12 protein-coding genes are annotated in these 15,967 nt (G+C 72.9%); 6 read left to right on the top strand and 6 right to left on the bottom strand.

Going from position 1 to position 15,967, the window contains the following annotated elements; translation table 11 throughout:
- Positions 1-53 precede the first annotated feature (53 nt).
- Both ABD284_RS02145 and idi read right to left on the bottom strand, forming a co-directional pair.
- Positions 54-2,885 carry a tetratricopeptide repeat protein gene (locus ABD284_RS02145; protein WP_344140375.1) on the bottom strand — a complete coding sequence of 944 codons (2,832 nt, stop codon included), beginning with the start codon at positions 2,883-2,885 and terminating at the stop codon, positions 54-56.
- Between the two features lie 56 nt (positions 2,886-2,941).
- Positions 2,942-3,583, bottom strand: a complete 642-nt coding sequence (gene idi / locus ABD284_RS02140) for an isopentenyl-diphosphate Delta-isomerase (RefSeq protein WP_344140373.1) — start codon at positions 3,581-3,583, stop codon at positions 2,942-2,944.
- A gap of 946 nt (positions 3,584-4,529) precedes the next feature.
- Here idi and ABD284_RS02135 point away from each other — a divergent pair.
- The 4 genes from ABD284_RS02135 (at position 4,530) to ABD284_RS02120 (ending at position 8,880) form a co-directional block, all read left to right on the top strand.
- Positions 4,530-5,876, top strand: coding sequence for a pectate lyase family protein (locus tag ABD284_RS02135; RefSeq protein ID WP_344140371.1), 1,347 nt, complete (start codon positions 4,530-4,532; stop codon positions 5,874-5,876).
- 399 nt (positions 5,877-6,275) lie between these two features.
- The gene (locus tag ABD284_RS02130; RefSeq protein ID WP_344140369.1) at positions 6,276-7,823 is read left to right on the top strand and encodes a sodium-dependent transporter; all 1,548 of its coding nucleotides are present in this window, start codon (positions 6,276-6,278) and stop codon (positions 7,821-7,823) included.
- Positions 7,823-7,933: a methionine/alanine import family NSS transporter small subunit gene (locus ABD284_RS02125; protein ID WP_311544520.1), complete on the top strand. Its 111-nt coding sequence runs from the start codon at positions 7,823-7,825 to the stop codon at positions 7,931-7,933. Before ABD284_RS02130 ends, ABD284_RS02125 begins: the two co-directional genes overlap by 1 nt.
- Before the next feature lie 248 nt (positions 7,934-8,181).
- Entirely contained in the window at positions 8,182-8,880 is a 699-nt protein-coding gene (locus ABD284_RS02120) for an RDD family protein (RefSeq protein ID WP_344140365.1), read from the top strand.
- Between the two features lie 58 nt (positions 8,881-8,938).
- Here ABD284_RS02120 and ABD284_RS02115 read toward each other — a convergent pair whose 3' ends face one another.
- The 4 genes from ABD284_RS02115 to ABD284_RS02100 form a co-directional block, all read right to left on the bottom strand.
- The gene (locus ABD284_RS02115) at positions 8,939-11,512 is read right to left on the bottom strand and encodes a penicillin acylase family protein (RefSeq protein ID WP_344140363.1); all 2,574 of its coding nucleotides are present in this window, start codon (positions 11,510-11,512) and stop codon (positions 8,939-8,941) included.
- Between the two features lie 137 nt (positions 11,513-11,649).
- Positions 11,650-11,973 carry a hypothetical protein gene (locus tag ABD284_RS02110; RefSeq protein WP_344140361.1) on the bottom strand — a complete coding sequence of 108 codons (324 nt, stop codon included), beginning with the start codon at positions 11,971-11,973 and terminating at the stop codon, positions 11,650-11,652.
- A 239-nt stretch (positions 11,974-12,212) separates the two neighbouring features.
- Positions 12,213-12,509, bottom strand: coding sequence for an Rdx family protein (locus tag ABD284_RS02105; protein ID WP_344140359.1), 297 nt, complete (start codon positions 12,507-12,509; stop codon positions 12,213-12,215).
- Positions 12,510-12,651: 142 nt separating this feature from the next.
- On the bottom strand, positions 12,652-13,635 hold the full coding sequence (locus tag ABD284_RS02100; protein WP_344140357.1) for an LLM class flavin-dependent oxidoreductase: 984 nt from the start codon (positions 13,633-13,635) through the stop codon (positions 12,652-12,654).
- Positions 13,636-13,960: 325 nt separating this feature from the next.
- Between ABD284_RS02100 and ABD284_RS02095 the strand changes: the two genes are divergently transcribed.
- Together ABD284_RS02095 and ABD284_RS02090 are read left to right on the top strand one after the other, a co-directional pair.
- Entirely contained in the window at positions 13,961-14,554 is a 594-nt protein-coding gene (locus tag ABD284_RS02095) for a TIGR03086 family metal-binding protein (protein WP_344140355.1), read from the top strand.
- Positions 14,555-14,715: 161 nt separating this feature from the next.
- On the top strand, positions 14,716-15,918 hold the full coding sequence (locus ABD284_RS02090) for a zinc-dependent alcohol dehydrogenase (RefSeq protein WP_344140353.1): 1,203 nt from the start codon (positions 14,716-14,718) through the stop codon (positions 15,916-15,918).
- Positions 15,919-15,967 lie beyond the last annotated feature (49 nt).

Here is a 15,967-nt window from a genome sequence, read left to right as displayed (position 1 = left end):
GATTCCTGCGGCTTGCTGCCTTCTTGGGCAGTACCTGTGGCACTCTCTCCTCTTCAACGGTAGCCCGGAGCGCCGTCGGACGGCTCGGCGTGCTCCGCGAGTAGGTCGATGACGACGTCGCAGGCACTCTCCTCGACCAGCGGGCGCAGCAGGCGGAGACTGGACAATCCTTCCGTGATCCGCGCCGGAGATGGCGAATCGGCCAGCATGCCGCGGACCATGGCGACCGCCCGGTCGGTCTCACCGAGCACGAGGTGGCACATCGCCGGATTGAACGTGTGTGCCTCCTCGCGCGGCTCCAGTTCGCGCAGCCGTTCGCCTTCAACGATCCCTCGGCGCAGGTACTCCTCCGCACGGGGACCCTCGCCGGCGCGGTGCGCCGCGAGACCCGTCAGGAAAAGCAGCCAAGGATGCGCCTCCGGTCCGTCGGGGGAGCGGCCGGCCTTCTCCGCGAGGTAGAGGAAGGCCTCCATGGCCTCGTCCGCGATCAACAGCAGCATCCCTGCCAGCTCGGCTGGAACCGAGTCCGGTGCGGCCCGGAAGTCCGCCAGCGCGCCCCCGTAGTCCTCTAGCAGAAGGCGAACTTTGAGGCGTCGGCCGATCGCCCAGAACTCGTCGGGCTTCGCCGCGATGGCCCGGTCCAGGTCTCGGAGAGCGGTTTCGAGATCTCCTCGGAGGCGGTGCACGTCGCCTCTGTGGGCGAGGACATGGGTGTACTCCGGATCGGCCTCGAGCGCCCGGTCGCAGTCGGCCAGTGCCCCCTCCAGATCGCCGATGTCCTGTCTCAGGACCGCCCGGTCCAGGAAGCGGCCACTCGTCGGCTCCAGTTCGACGGCTCGGTCGAGGTCGGCGAGCGCCGCTTCGAACTGATCCAGTCTCCAACGGGTGGACCCTCGCTGGGATAGTGTCCATGCGTCGTCCGGCGTGAGCCGTAGCGCCCGATCGAAGTCGGCCAGCGACTCGGCATGGCGGCCCTGTGCTCGGTGCAGTACGGCTCGGTGGGCTAGCAGATGGCCGTCTTGTGGGCGCAGGGCGAACGCCCGCGTGAAATCGGCGAGCGCCGCGTCGTGGTCGCCGCGTCCCTCAAAGGTCAGCGCGCGTTGGACGAGGGGTGCGGGGATCGTCGAGTCGAGTTCGCAGGCCCGGTCGAAGTCGGCGATCGCGGCGTCGAGGCGCCGGAGCTCCCGGTGGGTCCGGCCCCGTTGGATGTAGGAGGCGGCATCGTCGGGGCGCAGCCGGATGGCGCGCTCGATGTCCTCGAAGGCTTCGGCGTCCCTGCCGGCGTCGTGGCGCAGGCGCCAACGCTCGCGCAGGGCCTTGTGCAAGGTCGGCTCGGGCAGGTCCGCCTTGTCGATCAAATGGGAGAGGAAGGCCGCCTCGGGCTCCGCCCCGCTGAGGGCCGAGCCGAGCAGGTGCGCCCATCGGGCCGTCTCGGTCGCTCCGCTGTCTTGAGCGGCCTGCTCCAACGCCCTCGTCCAGCGCCGCGCCCCTGGCACGCCGTCGGCGCAGGCGTCCACCGCTCCACTCAGGGCGTCCGCGAGAGCGGTCTCCGGATCGGCGCAGAGGCGGTGGTAGATCTGCTGGAGCGGCGGACCGGGCTCGCCCACGCGCTCGTAGTAGGCGGTGAGCGTCCGGTGATGGCGCTCGAACTCGGCCGGCGAGCTGTTGCGCTGCAGACGCACCATCAGCGAGCGCACCACCTGGTGGTAGTGGCAGCGGCCGCCCTCGTCGACGACGAAGCGCAGCGAGCGCAGCCACCCGTAGAGTTCCGCGGCCCGCTCGGGCTCCTCCTCGCCGACGAAGAGCGCGAGGACGTCCTGGTTCAGGTACTGGGGGAGTGCGCACAGGCGGGCGATCCGCCGCCGCTCGGCGTCGTCGATCCCTTTGAGGAACCGGTCCACTGCGCCGCCGCTCGGATCCCTTATCGAGTCCGGGTCGCCGGCCGCAGCCTGCGCGAGCGTATCGACCAGGACCGGGAGCCCGCCGGTCAGCTCCCAGACGGGCTCGATCGTCTGCGGATCGGTGACACCGTGGCGCGCCAGCAGCCGGGAGGTCTCCTCGCGGGTGAAGGGGTGCAGCTCGACGTCGACGGTGAAGGGGCGCAGCAGCGACCAGGCGTTGGGGTCCGGCTTGTGCTGGCCGGCGATCGTGATCACGACGTCATCGGGAAGGGAGCCGTGCTTCTCGCCCTCGACCAGAGCGAGCAGCCACTCCTGAGAAGTGGGGGCCGCGTTCTCGAAGGAGTCGAAGAAGAACGCGAGCCGTCGGGAACCGGCGGACTTGGCCAGCTCGCGCAGGAAGAGGGCTGTCAGCTCGCCAATCGGGTCGAGTGTCAGCCGCAGGTTCTGGGGCTCCTTGATCTTGCTCATCAGCCAGACCCGGCCCTCGTCGATCGCGTTCGCGGCGCCGTCCGGGTGCACGTGCCCCGCTACGTCGACCCCCGTCAGCACGGACATTCCGAGAAAGCCGACACGGGTGAGACCGTACGTGAGCATACTGGCGATGTTGTCCGGGACGTCCGGGCTGGACAGCAGCTCATGGCGGGTCTTGAGGTAGGCGGTGTACTGCTTCGTGTAGCCCTCCAGGCGCAGACCCTGGCTCTTCATCTGCTCCGCGACGGAGTTCAGCATGTCGAGCGGGCCGTCCGCGTGTTCGTCGTCGACGCGCGCGGTCAGGAACTCCGCATCGACGGCAAGCTGCTGGAACTCGCGGAGCAGCAGTGTCTTGCCGACGCCCGCGTTGCCGTGGATGTTGTAGACGAACCTCCTCGCCTCGTCATTCGGGGGGAGGGCGAGATTCGCGCGGTAGTCGTCGCGGTGGTTCTCCCGGCCGAAGAACGCCGCGCTGCGTCGTTTGCGGAGGATGTCCCGAAGGGAAGTGGTCACCACTGCTCCGAAGCCGGCCCGGGATCGTCTGTCTCGGATTCTGGCACGGAATACGGCTATCCGCCCCCCGTATTCGGCGATCCGGGTTGAACTTGGACGCGGCCGACCGGGAGGCGGTCAGGTCTGCTGTGGTCGGTCGGCGATGAGGGGGACCTGGCGGGCCGCCCACGGGCTGACGGCCCAGGGGGCGCGCCGGGCCACCGTCGCGAAGTCGGCCCACTCGACCCACTCCCATTCGGCCACCTCGGCGGGCTCGGGGCGCGCGGGGTGTCCCGCGTGGCGGCTCGGTAGACGGGGCAGAACTCGTTCTCCACGATCCCGGAGGCGTCGGCCGCCCGATAGGCGAACTCGGGCAGCAGCACGGCGACTCCTTCGAGGGAGATCCCCAGCTCCTCGCGGGCGCGCCGGTGCAGCGCCGCCTCCATGGGCTCGCCGGGGCCGGGGTGCCCGCAGAAGGAATTGGTCCATACGCCGGGCCAGGCGGTCTTGTCCAGCGCGCGCCGCGTCACCAGCAGCCGCCCGCCGGGATCGAAGACGTAGCAGGAGAACGCGAGATGCAGCGGCGTCCGCGGGCCGTGCACCAGGCGCTTGTCGGCGGTGCCGACGGGGCGGTGGCCGCCGTCCAGCAGCACGACGCGCTCCTCCGCCGCAGTGCCGGGGCTTTCCGCTGAACCCGTCGCGTCCGTTTTCTCCGGCACGCGCCCCCCGTTTCCTCGAAGATCGTCCGCGGGAAACGTACTAGAGACGCGTGGGGGAAACAACAATTAGGTGAATTGCGATAAGTCAGGATTCCGGAAATATTCGCGGTGCGCTGCCCGCGAACGCGGTGGGGACGCGGGTGCGACCCGGGCGATCGGCGTCGGGGGGCCGAGAGGATCGGGGGCGCGCCGGGCCGTCGCCGTCCGGCCGGGGCTGCGGACGACGATCCCCGCCGAATCCCCGCAATAGGTGTGCGGGAGTGTGCGCCGATTCCGGATCCGCGAAAGCACTCCGAATTGCGCAGGACGCGGCGGAGGGCGGTGCCGCGCGCCGCTTCGGCCGCGGCCGCCGTTCGACGCCCCGGACCGAGCGGGCCGGCGGCGGGGGGCGGGGGCCGGCGCCGCCCGGTCGCCCGGCTGCGGCGCACCGCTGCGGTGCGCCGCCCCGGCGAGCGCGCCCTCATGGGAGTGAGCGGCGCTGCTGTCGGCGCTGCCGCCCGAAGCGGATCGCGACTCCCGGCGGCCGCCGAGCGTGCGCGGTCGGACCGCCGCTCCCAGCGCCCCGTGCGCCCCGTCTGCGGGACCGCCGGTCCTTTCAAGATCGGATTCCGTGCGCGCAGGTCAGAAAGGCGGTGCCTTACTCGCAGCCGTCGAATTTCATCGAACGCGGTCCGCCTGATTGACAACCGCGGGTCGTGATGCGTAACATTCTGCGCATAAGGAAAGCGCTTTCCGGTGTTTTCCCCGAACCGCGTGGTGGAAAGGGAGTTCGTTTCGCGGTGCTTCCGATGCTCCGGGATCGGCGCCCTTCCGCATTCACCGCGGTCTCGCCGGCCGTGGAATTCCGTGTGTCCGCGGCCGGTGGTCCCCCGCCGCGATTCCCCCCGGCGTGCCGACGAGGAGGCCCGCCATCGCGGCGGCGGTCAAGCGAGGAGGTATTCCCGCAATGCCGTATTCCCCCAACAGCAGAAGAGACCCGCGGCGGTTCTCCCGCGGATTGGCCGCGAGCTGCGCTCTGGCGCTGGGCTCGGCCGTGCTGAGCGCAGCCGCACCGGCCGCAGCGGCCGCGGGCTGCGAAGTCGACTACACGGTCAACGAATGGAACAGCGGTTTCACCGCGAGCGTGGAGATCACCAATCTCGGCGACGCCCTCGACGGCTGGACCCTGGAATGGGAGTTCCCCGACGGCCAGGAGGTCACCGGGGCGTGGAACGCCGAGATCGACCAGTCCGGCTCCGCCGTCACCGCGGAAAGCGTCGCCTACAACGCCGCGATGTCCACCGGCGGAACCGCGTCGTTCGGCTTCCAGGCCACCCACTCCGGCCAGAACGGTGCGCCGGGCGGGTTCACGCTCAACGGCACGGTCTGCGACGGCAGCGCCGGCGGCGACGACGGATCCGGAGACGACGGCGACGACGGCGGAGGCGGCGGCGATCCGCAGCCCTCGGGCTCTCCCGCGGGGTGGGCCGGTGAGAACGGCGGCACCACCGGCGGCGCGGGCGGCGCGACCGTGGCCGTGGACACCGCCCAAGAGCTCACCGACGCCATGACCGCCCCGGGCCCCGCCGTCATAGAGGTCCACGGCAGCATCGCCCTGTCGGGCATGAACGACGTCACCTCCGACAAGAGCGTCATCGGCGCCGAGGGCGCCCGCATCACCGGCGGCGGCATCGACGTCGACGAGGCCCACAACGTCATCATCCGAAACATCGCCTTCGCCGACTGGGACGACGACGCCATCAACGTCCAGGACGGCTCCACCAACGTCTGGATCGACCACAACAGCTTCACCCGCGGCGACGACGGCGCCGTCGACATCAAGCGCGAGTCCGACTTCGTCACCGTCTCCTGGAACCACGTCTTCGACCATGCCAAGTCGATGCTGCTGGGCCACTCCGACGACCACACCGCCGACCGCGGCCACCTGCGGGTGACCTACCACCACAACTTCTTCGACGGCTCCGGCAGCCGCCACCCGCGGGTGCGCTTCGGCGAGACCGTGCACGTCTACAACAACTACTACCGCGACAACGCCGAGTACGGCGTGGCCTCGACCATGGGCGCCGGCGTCCTGGTCGAGAACAACTACTTCGAGAACGTCGAGCACCCCACCCACGTGGGCTACGCCGACTCCGCCGCGGGCCGCCTCGAAGCGGTGGGCAACGCCTTCGAGAACTCGGGCGCGCCCGAGACCGCCGGCAGCGTGGCCGGGGTGCCCTACTCCTACACACCCGACCCGGCCCAGGATGTGCCCGCGATCGTCACCGACGGCGCCGGGCCCGGCAACATCTGATACCCGACCGGGCTCCGGTCCGTCCCCCGGGGACCGGAGCCCCTCACTGCGGGGGCCCGCCGCGCGGCGGGCCCCCGCTTTTCGCGCGCCCGCGCTTCGCGGTTGCACGCCGCGGTTGCACGCGGCGGTCGCGGGTAGTCGTCTTCGGCCCGACGCGCGGCCGGCCTCCACGCGACCAGCCGCTTTCGATCCGCCGCGCGCCGCTCCCTCCACCCCTGCGGGCGCCCGGGTGACACGCCCGGAGACCCAGATCCGCGGCGGGCGGGGACGGCCGGTTCAAGCTGGTGGGCGGATCGAGCTATAGGGTGGCGCAGCGCCGGCCATGCCCGCCTCCTCCATAAGAGACCGCGGCCGCGTGGGCGGCCTGTCGAGACCCGGCCAGAAAGGTAGGCACTAGCGATGTCACAACAGAACCGCGAGCAGTGGGGGACCCGGACCGGGTTCCTGCTCGCGGCGATCGGTTCGGCCGTCGGCCTGGGAAACATCTGGCGCTTCCCCTATGTCGCCTATGACAACGGCGGCGGCGCGTTCCTGATCCCGTATCTCGTCGCGCTGCTGACCGCGGGTATCCCCCTGCTGATCCTCGAGTACGCCATCGGCCACCGGTTCCGCGCCTCCCCGCCCGCGGCCTACCGCCGACTCAACCGCTTCGCCCAGCCGCTCGGCTGGTGGCAGGTCGGCATCTGCTTCGTGATCTCGGTGTACTACGCCGTCATCGTCGCCTGGGCCGTGCGCTACGCCGGATTCTCGCTCACCCAGTCCTGGGGCGAGGACCCCGAGGCGTTCCTGTACGGGAACTTCCTGCACGTGGCCGAGGCGCCCGGCCCCCTCGGCTCCTACAACCTCGGCGTCCTCATCCCGCTGGTCGCCATCTGGCTCGTGGTGCTGGTGGTGCTCGCGCTGGGTGTGCGGCGCGGCATCGAGTGGGCCAACCGCATTTTCATCCCGCTGCTGGCGGTGCTGTTCCTCATCCTGGTCGTCCAGGCGCTGTTCCTCGACGGCGCCGAGGTCGGCCTGAACGCGTTCTTCGCCCCCGACTGGTCGGCGATCACCGACGGCAGCGTGTGGGTGGCCGCCTACGGGCAGATCTTCTTCTCGCTGTCGGTGGGCTTCGGCATCATGATCACCTATGCCTCCTACCTGCGGCGCAAGTCCGACCTCGCCGGATCGGCGCTGGTCGCGGGCTTCGCCAACAGCTCCTTCGAGCTGCTCGCGGGCATCGGCGTCTTCGCCACGCTCGGCTTCATGGCCAGCGCGGCCAACGTGCCGGTCAGCGAGGTCGCCACCGACGGCCTGGGCCTGGCCTTCGTCGCCTTCCCGCAGATCATCAACAACATCCCCGTCGCGCCCGCACTGTTCGGCGTGCTGTTCTTCGTCTCGCTGATGGTCGCCGGCCTGACCTCGCTCGTGAGCATCGTCGAGGTGGTCATCTCCTCCGTCCGCGACCGCACCGGCATGCGCCGGGTCCCCGCGGTGCTGGTCGTCGGCGGCTTCACCGCCGCCGTGTCCGTCGCGGTCTTCCCGACCGACCAGGGGCTCTACCTGCTGGACGTGACCGACCACTTCATCAACCAGTACGGCATCGCGCTGGCGGCCCTGGTCGTCGTCGTGGTGGTCGGCTGGGCGCTGTGGCGCCTGCCGATGCTGCGCCGGCACACCGAGGCGGTCTCCTCCGTGCCGATGCGCGTATGGTGGGCGCTCACGCTGGGCGTGGTCACACCGGTCGTGCTCGGCTTCATGATGTACGACAGCATCTCCGCGGAGCTCGCGGCGAACTACGGTGACTACCCGAGCTGGTTCCTCAACTCCGCCGGCTGGGGCGTGGCCGTCGGCGTCGTCGTGCTCGCCGTGCTGATCTCGCTCATCCCGTGGAAGCGCCGCGCGGGCGACGAGGACGACACCAACGCCACCGTCGCGGCTGCCGACCAGAGCGGAAAGGGGCAGTGATGTCCACCGGAGCCATCGTGATGCTGATCGTCTCCGCGGTGATCGTGTGGGGCGGCCTGGCGGCCGCGGTCCTGCACCTGCGCCGGCACCCCGAGGAGGCGGAGGACTGACGAACCGCGGTACCGCGCTCGCGGACCGCCGCGCTGCCGACGGCCGCCCCGACGCCCGACCGGCGCCGGGGCGGCCGGCCCGTTTCCGGCCGCATCGGGCAGAGGCGGGGCGGCCGGGCGTGTGGAAGAATCCGGGTGCCGGGTCGCACGCCGCCGCCCCCGCACTGCCCGCGTGTGCCGCGGCCGCCGGGGCCCGGTCCACCCGCACGCCCGAGCCCGCCGCGCCAGCTCCGACGAGGAACCGCCCCATGAGCGACCCCTACGGCCCCCCGCCGTACCCGCCCGGGTACGGGCCCTCCGGGCACTACCCGGGGGCCGCGCCTCCGCCGCCTCCGCCGCCCGGCCCGTATGCGGCCTCCGCCCCCTACAGCCACGGGCCCGCCGCCCCCGTCCACCCGCCGCCGGCGAGCTGGCCGGCCCGCGCCGTCGCCTACCTCATCGACGGCTTCATCGCCTCGGTCATCTTCCTCGTCCTGTTCTACGGCGCCATGGGCCTGGGCCTGTGGCTGTTCGACCCTGACAGCGGCGGTTCCGGGGAGGCGGCGATGATCGTCACCATGCTGGTGATGCTCCCCCTCGCCGCGTTCGCCTCCTTCTGCTACACCTGGATCCCGCACGCCCGCAGCGGACGGACGCTGGGCAAGCGCGCGGCCGGCGTCAAGGTGATCCTGATGAAGACCGGGCAGCCGCCCTCCCTGGGCCTGTCGGCGGGCCGGCAGCTGGTCGCCGTGGCCCTGGCGTCGGTCACCTGCGTCGGCACCCTGCTGGACCTGCTGTGGCCGCTGTGGGACGAGCCCTACCGGCAGGCCGTGCACGACAAGGCCGTCGGCACCCGTGTCATCCGCGTGCGCGGCGAGGGCGCCGGGCCCTACCCCGTCCACCCGCAGGCGGCCCGGCCCCACCCGGGCGCCATGCCCGCTCCGCCGGGCACCGGCGGCTGGTACTGAGCCCGAGCGGCGGCTCGCGGACGCGGCGCCGCCGCCTCCGCAGCGGAGGCCCGCCGGGTCATCCGGCCGGCCGCAGGGTGAGGACGTTCTCCGACCGCTCCCGGACCGCGTCGCGAGTGAAGGGCATGGGGACGGTCTCGCCGCGGGCCCACAGCGCGGTCTGGTCCTCGTGGTGGGCGTGGAAGGCGTGGCCGGATGCGCCGGTCAGGTCGACCCAGCGTGCGGCGTCCAGGTCGGCCATGTCGACGGTCATGCGCATCGAGGGCACGGTCGTCACCGCATAGCCCTCCGTGTGCTCCCAGCCGGTCGCGTTGACGGTGCTGTCGCCTCCGGAGGCCTCCACCGGTGTGCCGTTGAACGCCCACTCCAGCGGGGCGATCCCCGACGACCCCAGTGAGGGGTGGGTCGCCGTCAGCGTGTGCAGCTCGCCCCAGCGCCACTCGGCCGGGTCGTCGCCCAGGCGCCGGGTCAGCTCGCCGGCGGCGCGCCGCAGGGCCTCGCTGAGCACGGCGTCTCGCCCCTCGGCCTCCCCGCCCTTCCACCAGGGCGAGCCCGGCTCCTCCAGCAGGCGGTCCACGACCAGCCAGGAGCGCGATCCGACGTCGAGGGCGTGGTCGCGGCCGAGCTCGTCGAAGGTCAGATCCAGCAGGTGGCTGTAGGCGGCGTTGTAGAAGGCGGCGGCCGGGGAGTCGGCGTCCTGCTGGAAGTCCCAGTCGGCGAGCAGGTCCTGCCCGCGGGCGGCGGCGCCCTCGGCGCCGACCCGCAGCAGGTGCGGCACGACGGCGCGGGCGCCGCTGTTCTCGTTGTCCATCTGGATCGCGGCCATGTCGGCTGTGGTCAGGCCGCCCTTGCGCGTGGCCTCGGCCAGCAGGGTGTCGATCCGCTGCGAACGGTAGCCGTAGGCCCAGTCGCCGGTGAGCATGTGCTCGTATCCGGACCCCGCCGCGGCCTGGTTGGCTGTAACGATGTAGCCCCGGTCCGGGTTGCGCACCACCGGCAGTTCGTCGAAGTCGATGAAGCCCCGCCAGTCGTAGTCGGAGTCCCAGCCCGGCGCGGGCCAGCGGCCGTCCCCTTTGCCGCGCACGGGGATGCTGCCGGGCGCCTGGTAGCCGATGTCGCCGTCGGTATCGGCGTAGACGAGGTTCTGCGCCGGCACCTCGAAGGAGCGGGCGGCCTCGCGGAACGACGCGAAGTCGTCGGCGGCGTTCAGCAGGAAGATCGAGTCGGCGGTGGTGCCGGGCTCCAGGGCGGTCCAGCTGAGCGCGACACCGTAGCCGTCCCCGGGCGCCTCGGCGGCCTTCCGGGCGGAATCGCCGCCCGAGTCCACGGGCGGACTGGCGCCGATCCCGCGCAGGTTTGCGGCCGCCTCGGCGTCGGACAGCAGCGGTCCGTGGCGCGTGGAGCGCACGGTGAATGTCACGTCCTCGCCGCCGGCCACCTTCACCGTCTCCTCGCGGGTGGTGAGCGGTTCGCGCTCGCCGTCGACGACGGCCGCTTGGCCCTCGATCCGCTCCAGGTACAGGTCGGCCACGTCGGGGCCGAGGTTGGTGAACCCCCAGGCGATGTCGGCGTTGTGCCCGATGACGACGCCCGGCAGGCCGGCGAAGCCGAACCCGGTGACGTCGAAGGGGCACTGCTCGGTGACCTCGGTGCAGTGCAGCCCGGTCTGGTGCCACACCGACGGCATCTGCGCGCCCAGATGGGGGTCGTTGGCCAGCAGCGGTCGGCCCGATGCGGTGTACTCGCCCGAGACCACCCAGGAGTTGGAGCCCAGCCCCGGCGACTCGGGGCCCAGCATCGGCGGGAGCGCCTCCAGGCCGGCGCCGACATCGGCCAGCACCCCGGCGGCCCGCCGCGGCGGCGGGGCCGCGTCGCCGTCCGCGGCGCCCGCGTCCCGGTCGGCGTGGAAGGCGCCGCCGCTGACGCCTCCCTCGACGATCGGCCGGTGCTCCTGCTCGGGGTAGGGGGGGTACAGCTCCTCGATGCGGTCGCGGCCGATGCCGGAGGCCAGCAGCGCGGCGCGCTCGGTCTCGTGCTGCATGTTGCCGCGCAGGTCCCAGGCCATGGCCTTGAGCCAGGCCAGGCTGTCCACGGCCGTCCACTCCGCCACCTCGTGGTCGGGGTTCAGCGCCTTCAGCGCGGTGAACTCCAGGCCGCGCTCGCCGCCCTCGCGCCGGTCCAGGTAGGCGTTGACGCCTTCTGCGTAGGCGTCGAGGTACGCGCGCGTCTCGGGCCGCAGCAGCGCGTACTCCTGCGCGGCGACGCGGCGCCAGCCCATGGTGCGCAGGTAGGCGTCGGTCTCGACCTGCTCCGCGCCGAAGACCTCGGACAGCCGCCCGGCGGTGGTCAACCGGTTGAAGTGCATCTGCCAGAAGCGGTCCTGGGCGTCGACGAACCCCTGGGCGCGGAACAGGTCCTCGGAGGTGTCGGCGTAGATCTGGGGGATGCCGTAGGCGTCGCGGTGGACGGTGGCCGTGCCCTCCAGCGCGGGCAGGTCGACGGCGCCCTCGACGTCGGGGAAGGCGCGCTGCACCGACCAGAATCCGGTGCCCGCGGCGGCGAGGGCCAGGCACGCCGCAGCCGAGAGCACGATCAGCGACCACCGCCTGAAACGTGTTCTGGATCCCGCCATGGGCCGACTCTAGACCCGCGCGCACCGCGCTCGGGGCCCCGGGTGCCGGGAAAGCGGCGCGCCGCGGAGCCGCCCGCGCGCACCGCCCGCGCCGCGGGTCCGCGGTCGGGGCCGGGTCCCGTTCGCGGCCCGGCGGTTCAGTCCTCCGCGTCGGACTCGTCGCGCGGGCGGTGCGCGCGGGCGCCCCGGGTGGCCACCCGCCAGGCACCGAGGCAGCAGACGGAGACGGTCAGCCACGAGGCCACCAGAGCCCAGGCCGCGAACACGCCGACGAAGCCCGCGTCGCCGCAGTCGTACTCCGGCGGATAGCTGGCGAAGGCCCGCGTGCACCCCAGCGGCAGCAGCTCCAGGGTGAAGTAGCTCAGCAGGCCTCCCGCGCCGAGCGCGGTCGCTCCCAGGACCCAGGCGAGGCAGAGCAGTATCACCGCCGCGAAGAGCCGCCGGGCCGTGTTTCGGATCATGGTGCCCCTAGGATCGGGCCGTTTCCTCCTCGGGCGCGGCCCGGCCGCGGGACCGCGCCAGGACTCGGGGTCGAGGCGATTCAGGGGTAGGGAGCCGGTCTCGGAGTCGGAGTCGGACGTGCGCTGCCGCGATTCAAACACACTGGGAGATTCGGGGCACGCCGGACCGCGCCGCGGCGGCGGCGTGCGCGCCGCGCGGGGGCGGATCGGGCGGCGCGCCGCCCGGCCCGCCGCGCCCGTCAGCCGCCTTCGGCGCGCTTCTCGGAGTGGCCGAGGCTGCGGTGCGGCGCGATCCGGTCGCGCACCAGCCGCTTGAGGGCGGCGAGCTCGGGGAAGCCCTTGCTCTGCGCGCGGGAGTACAGGGTCTCGCCGTCGAGCCGGATCTCGAAGACCCCGCCCGTGCCCGGGACGAGCGCGACCTCGCCCAGCTCGTCCTGGAAGGTGGTCAGCAGCTCCTGGGCCGTCCACGCGCCGCGCAGCAGCCAGCGGCACTGTGTGCAGTACTCGATCTCCAGGCGGGGCGTCTTCGTCGTCATGGCGCCCATGGTGCCAACCCGTGCGCGGGCGCGCGCGGCGGCCCCGTCGGCTGCCGTCTGCGGAGCGCTGCGCCCGCTCGCGGACGCCCGCATACCCGCAGGCCGGGCGGACCCGTTGCCCGCGCACGCCGCGCGGCGGAGGTCAGGACAGCTGCATCGCCTCGGCGACGAGCTCCAGGGCCCGCAGCCGCCCCTCGACGGTGCCCGCCTGCGGCGCGACGATCAGCTCGTCGGCGTCGGCGTGGCCGGCGAACCACTCCAGGTAGTCCTTGACCTCGCCGGGGTCGCCCACGGCCGAGTACCGGGCCATCTGCAGTACCTGGCGCCCGGCGGGGGAGTCCAGTGCGGCGTCGGCCTCCTCGGGCGTGATGGTGCGCCCGCGGGCGAGCAGCTGCTGGGCCATGCGGCGCTTGGCCAGCCGGGACTCCTCGGCGGCCCGCTCGGAGGTGTCGGCGGCGGCCACGTTGACCCCGGCGATGACGTAGGGCTCGCTGTGGCGCTCGGACGGGGTGAACTCGCGCCGGTAGGCCGCGACGGCCTCCTCCAGCGCTGCGGGGGCGAAGTGCGAGGCGAACGAGTAGGGCAGCCCCAGCGTCGCGGCGAGCTTGGCGCCGAACAGCGAGGAGCCCAGGATGTACAGCGGCACGTCGGTGCCCTTGCCGGGAACGGCGTCCACACCGGGGATGCGCGACCGGCCGACCAGGTAGCCCTGCAGCTCCAGCACGTCCTGGGGGAAGGTGTCGGCCGAGGAGGGGTCGCGGCGCAGCGCGCGCATGGTGTTCTGGTCGCTGCCGGGTGCGCGGCCCAGTCCCAGGTCGATGCGGTCCGGGTGCAGCGTGGCCAGCGTGCCGAACTGCTCGGCGATCGTCAGCGGCGCGTGGTTGGGCAGCATGACGCCGCCCGCGCCCAGCCGGATGCGCTCGGTGTGCGCGGCGACGTGCGCGATGAGCACGCTGGTGGCCGAGGAGGCGATGGTGGCCATGTTGTGGTGCTCGGCGTACCAGATCCGCCGGTATCCCAGCTCGTCGGCTTTCCTGGCCAAATCCAGGCTGGCGTCCAGGCTGTCGCGGGCGGTCATGCCCTCGGTGATGTGCGCCAGGTCGAGCAGGGAGATCGGGACGGACACGGGTGTCGGCCTTTCGTCGCGGCTGCGGGTGCCCGGCGGCGGGCGCCGGGCGGAGGCGGCCTCCCGCCTCGCTTGCCCTCCGGCTAACGGCGCCGGGCGACCGGTTTGTTCCGTCCGAGCCGCAGACCGCAGACCGCAGACCGCGGGCCGCGGCCGGGTGTCGGGGCGGTGCGGTGTCGGGGGAGGCGCCTAGCATGCGTGGTGCCGCGCCGCGCGGCCGCCCGCGCCCCGAGGGGCGGGCGGGAGCATGCGGCGCGGCACCGGAAGCGGTCGGCGAGACCGGCGAGAGACGACGGCGGCGTCCGAGCGCCGCGAGGGAGAGGCGATGAGCACCGTTCCCGACCTGGAACCCGTGGCGAACCGGATGAGGGAGGCGGCCCAGGGGGTACGCGACCACGAGCTGGACGCGCCGACGCCCTGCGAGCGGATGCCGGTCGGCGCCCTGCTCGACCACGTCATCTCGCTCTGCGAGGCCTTCCGCCGCGCCGCGGACAAGACCTCCACCACCGCCGAGACCCCGCCGGAACCCTCCGCCGCCAACCTCCCCGACGCCTGGCGCGACGAGCTGGACCGGCGCCTGGACGCCCTCGTGGCCGCCTGGCGCGACCCGGCGGCCTGGCAGGGCGCGACCGCCGTCGGCGGCGTCGAGCTGAGCGGCGAGGCAGCGGGCACGGTCGTACTCAACGAGCTGCTGTTGCACGGCTGGGACCTCGCCCGGGCGACCGGCCAGGCCTACATCGGCGACCCGGCCAGCGTTGAGATCGGTTACGCCTTCGTCTCCGAGGTCCCCGCCGACGACCCCAACGCGCGGGAAGGCCTGTTCGGCCCCGTCGTGCCGGTGCCCGAGGAGGCGCCGCTGCTCGACCGCGTGCTGGGCCTCAGCGGCCGCCACCCCGACTGGACCCCGCCGCCGCCCTGAGGCGGGCCCGCGGCCCCGCCCGCGGCGTCCCGACCACCCGCGGCGGCCTCCGCTCCGCAGGCCCGCGGATGCGCCTGCCCGCGCCCGCGTTTCAGCCGCCCGCCCCCGGCCAGTGGACTCTGCAGGAAGAGGACGGCGACACCCGGACCCGAGGGGGGCCGATGCGAGCGGTGACATGGCAGGGCACCGAGGACGTGCAGGTGCGGGAGGTGCCCGACCCGGGGATCGAGCGGCCCACCGACGCGGTGGTCGAGGTGACCTCCACCGCGATCTGCGGCTCGGACCTCCACCTGTACTCGCCGTTGGGCATGTTCATGGAGGCCGGCGACATCCTCGGCCACGAGGCGATGGGCGTCGTCCGCGAGGTCGGCTCCGAGGCCGGCCGGCTGCGGCCGGGCGACCGCGTGGTCATGCCCTTCAACATCTCCTGCGGGAGCTGCCACATGTGCGAGCGCGGCTGCTACGCCCAGTGCGAGACCACCCAGGTCCGCGAGTACGGCAAGGGCGCCGCACTGTTCGGCTACACCAAGCTCTACGGTCACGTGCCCGGCGGCCAGGCCGAGTACCTGCGCGTACCCCAGGCGCAGTTCGGCCCGATCCGCGTGCCCGAGGGGCCGCCCGACGAGCGTTTCCTGTTCCTGTCGGACGTGCTGCCCACCGCCTGGCAGGCGGTGGCCTTCGCCGACGTCCCGCCCGGCGGCTCGGTCGCGGTCGTGGGGCTGGGCCCCATCGGCCAGATGGCCGCGCGCATCGCCCGCCACCAGGGCGCCGGCCGGGTCTTCGGGCTGGACTCGGTCCCGGAGCGGCTGGCGATGGCCGAGCGGCACGGCGTCGCCGCCGTCGACACCGGCGCGGAGGACGACCCGGCCGCCCTCGTGCGCGACCGCACCGAGGGCCGCGGCCCCGACTCGGTGATCGACGCGGTGGGCATGGAGGCGCACGGCGCCCCGCTGGGCAAGGCCGCCCAGACCATGGCCTCGCTGCTGCCCGACGGCGTGGCCGAGAAGCTGGTCGCGAGGGCCGGGGTGGACCGGATGGCTGCCCTGCACCTGTCCTTCGACCTGGTCCGGCGCTGCGGCACGGTCTCCATCAGCGGTGTCTACGGCGGCCAGGCCGACCCCCTGCCGATGCTGGACCTGTTCGACAAGGGCGTGCAGATCCGGATGGGCCAGGCCCACGTGCGCCGGTGGACCGACGACATCCTGCCGCTGCTCACCGACGCCGACTCCGACCCGCTGGGCGTGGACGACCTCACCACGCACGTCGTGCCGCTGGACCAGGCGCCCGAGGCCTACGAGAAGTTCCAGCACAAGCGCGACGGCGCGATCAAGATGGTGCTGCGCCCCGGGGCGCGAGCGGCCTGACCACAGGAGGGGGCGGCGATGCGGGTCGGCGGACGAGGAAACGGGGACC

Source organism: Streptomonospora arabica, from assembly GCF_039531585.1.
Taxonomy (GTDB): Bacteria; Actinomycetota; Actinomycetes; order Streptosporangiales; family Streptosporangiaceae; genus Streptomonospora; species Streptomonospora halophila.
The sequence above is the reverse complement of the archived record's forward strand: the minus strand, read 5'-3'. Positions and strand labels throughout refer to the sequence as shown.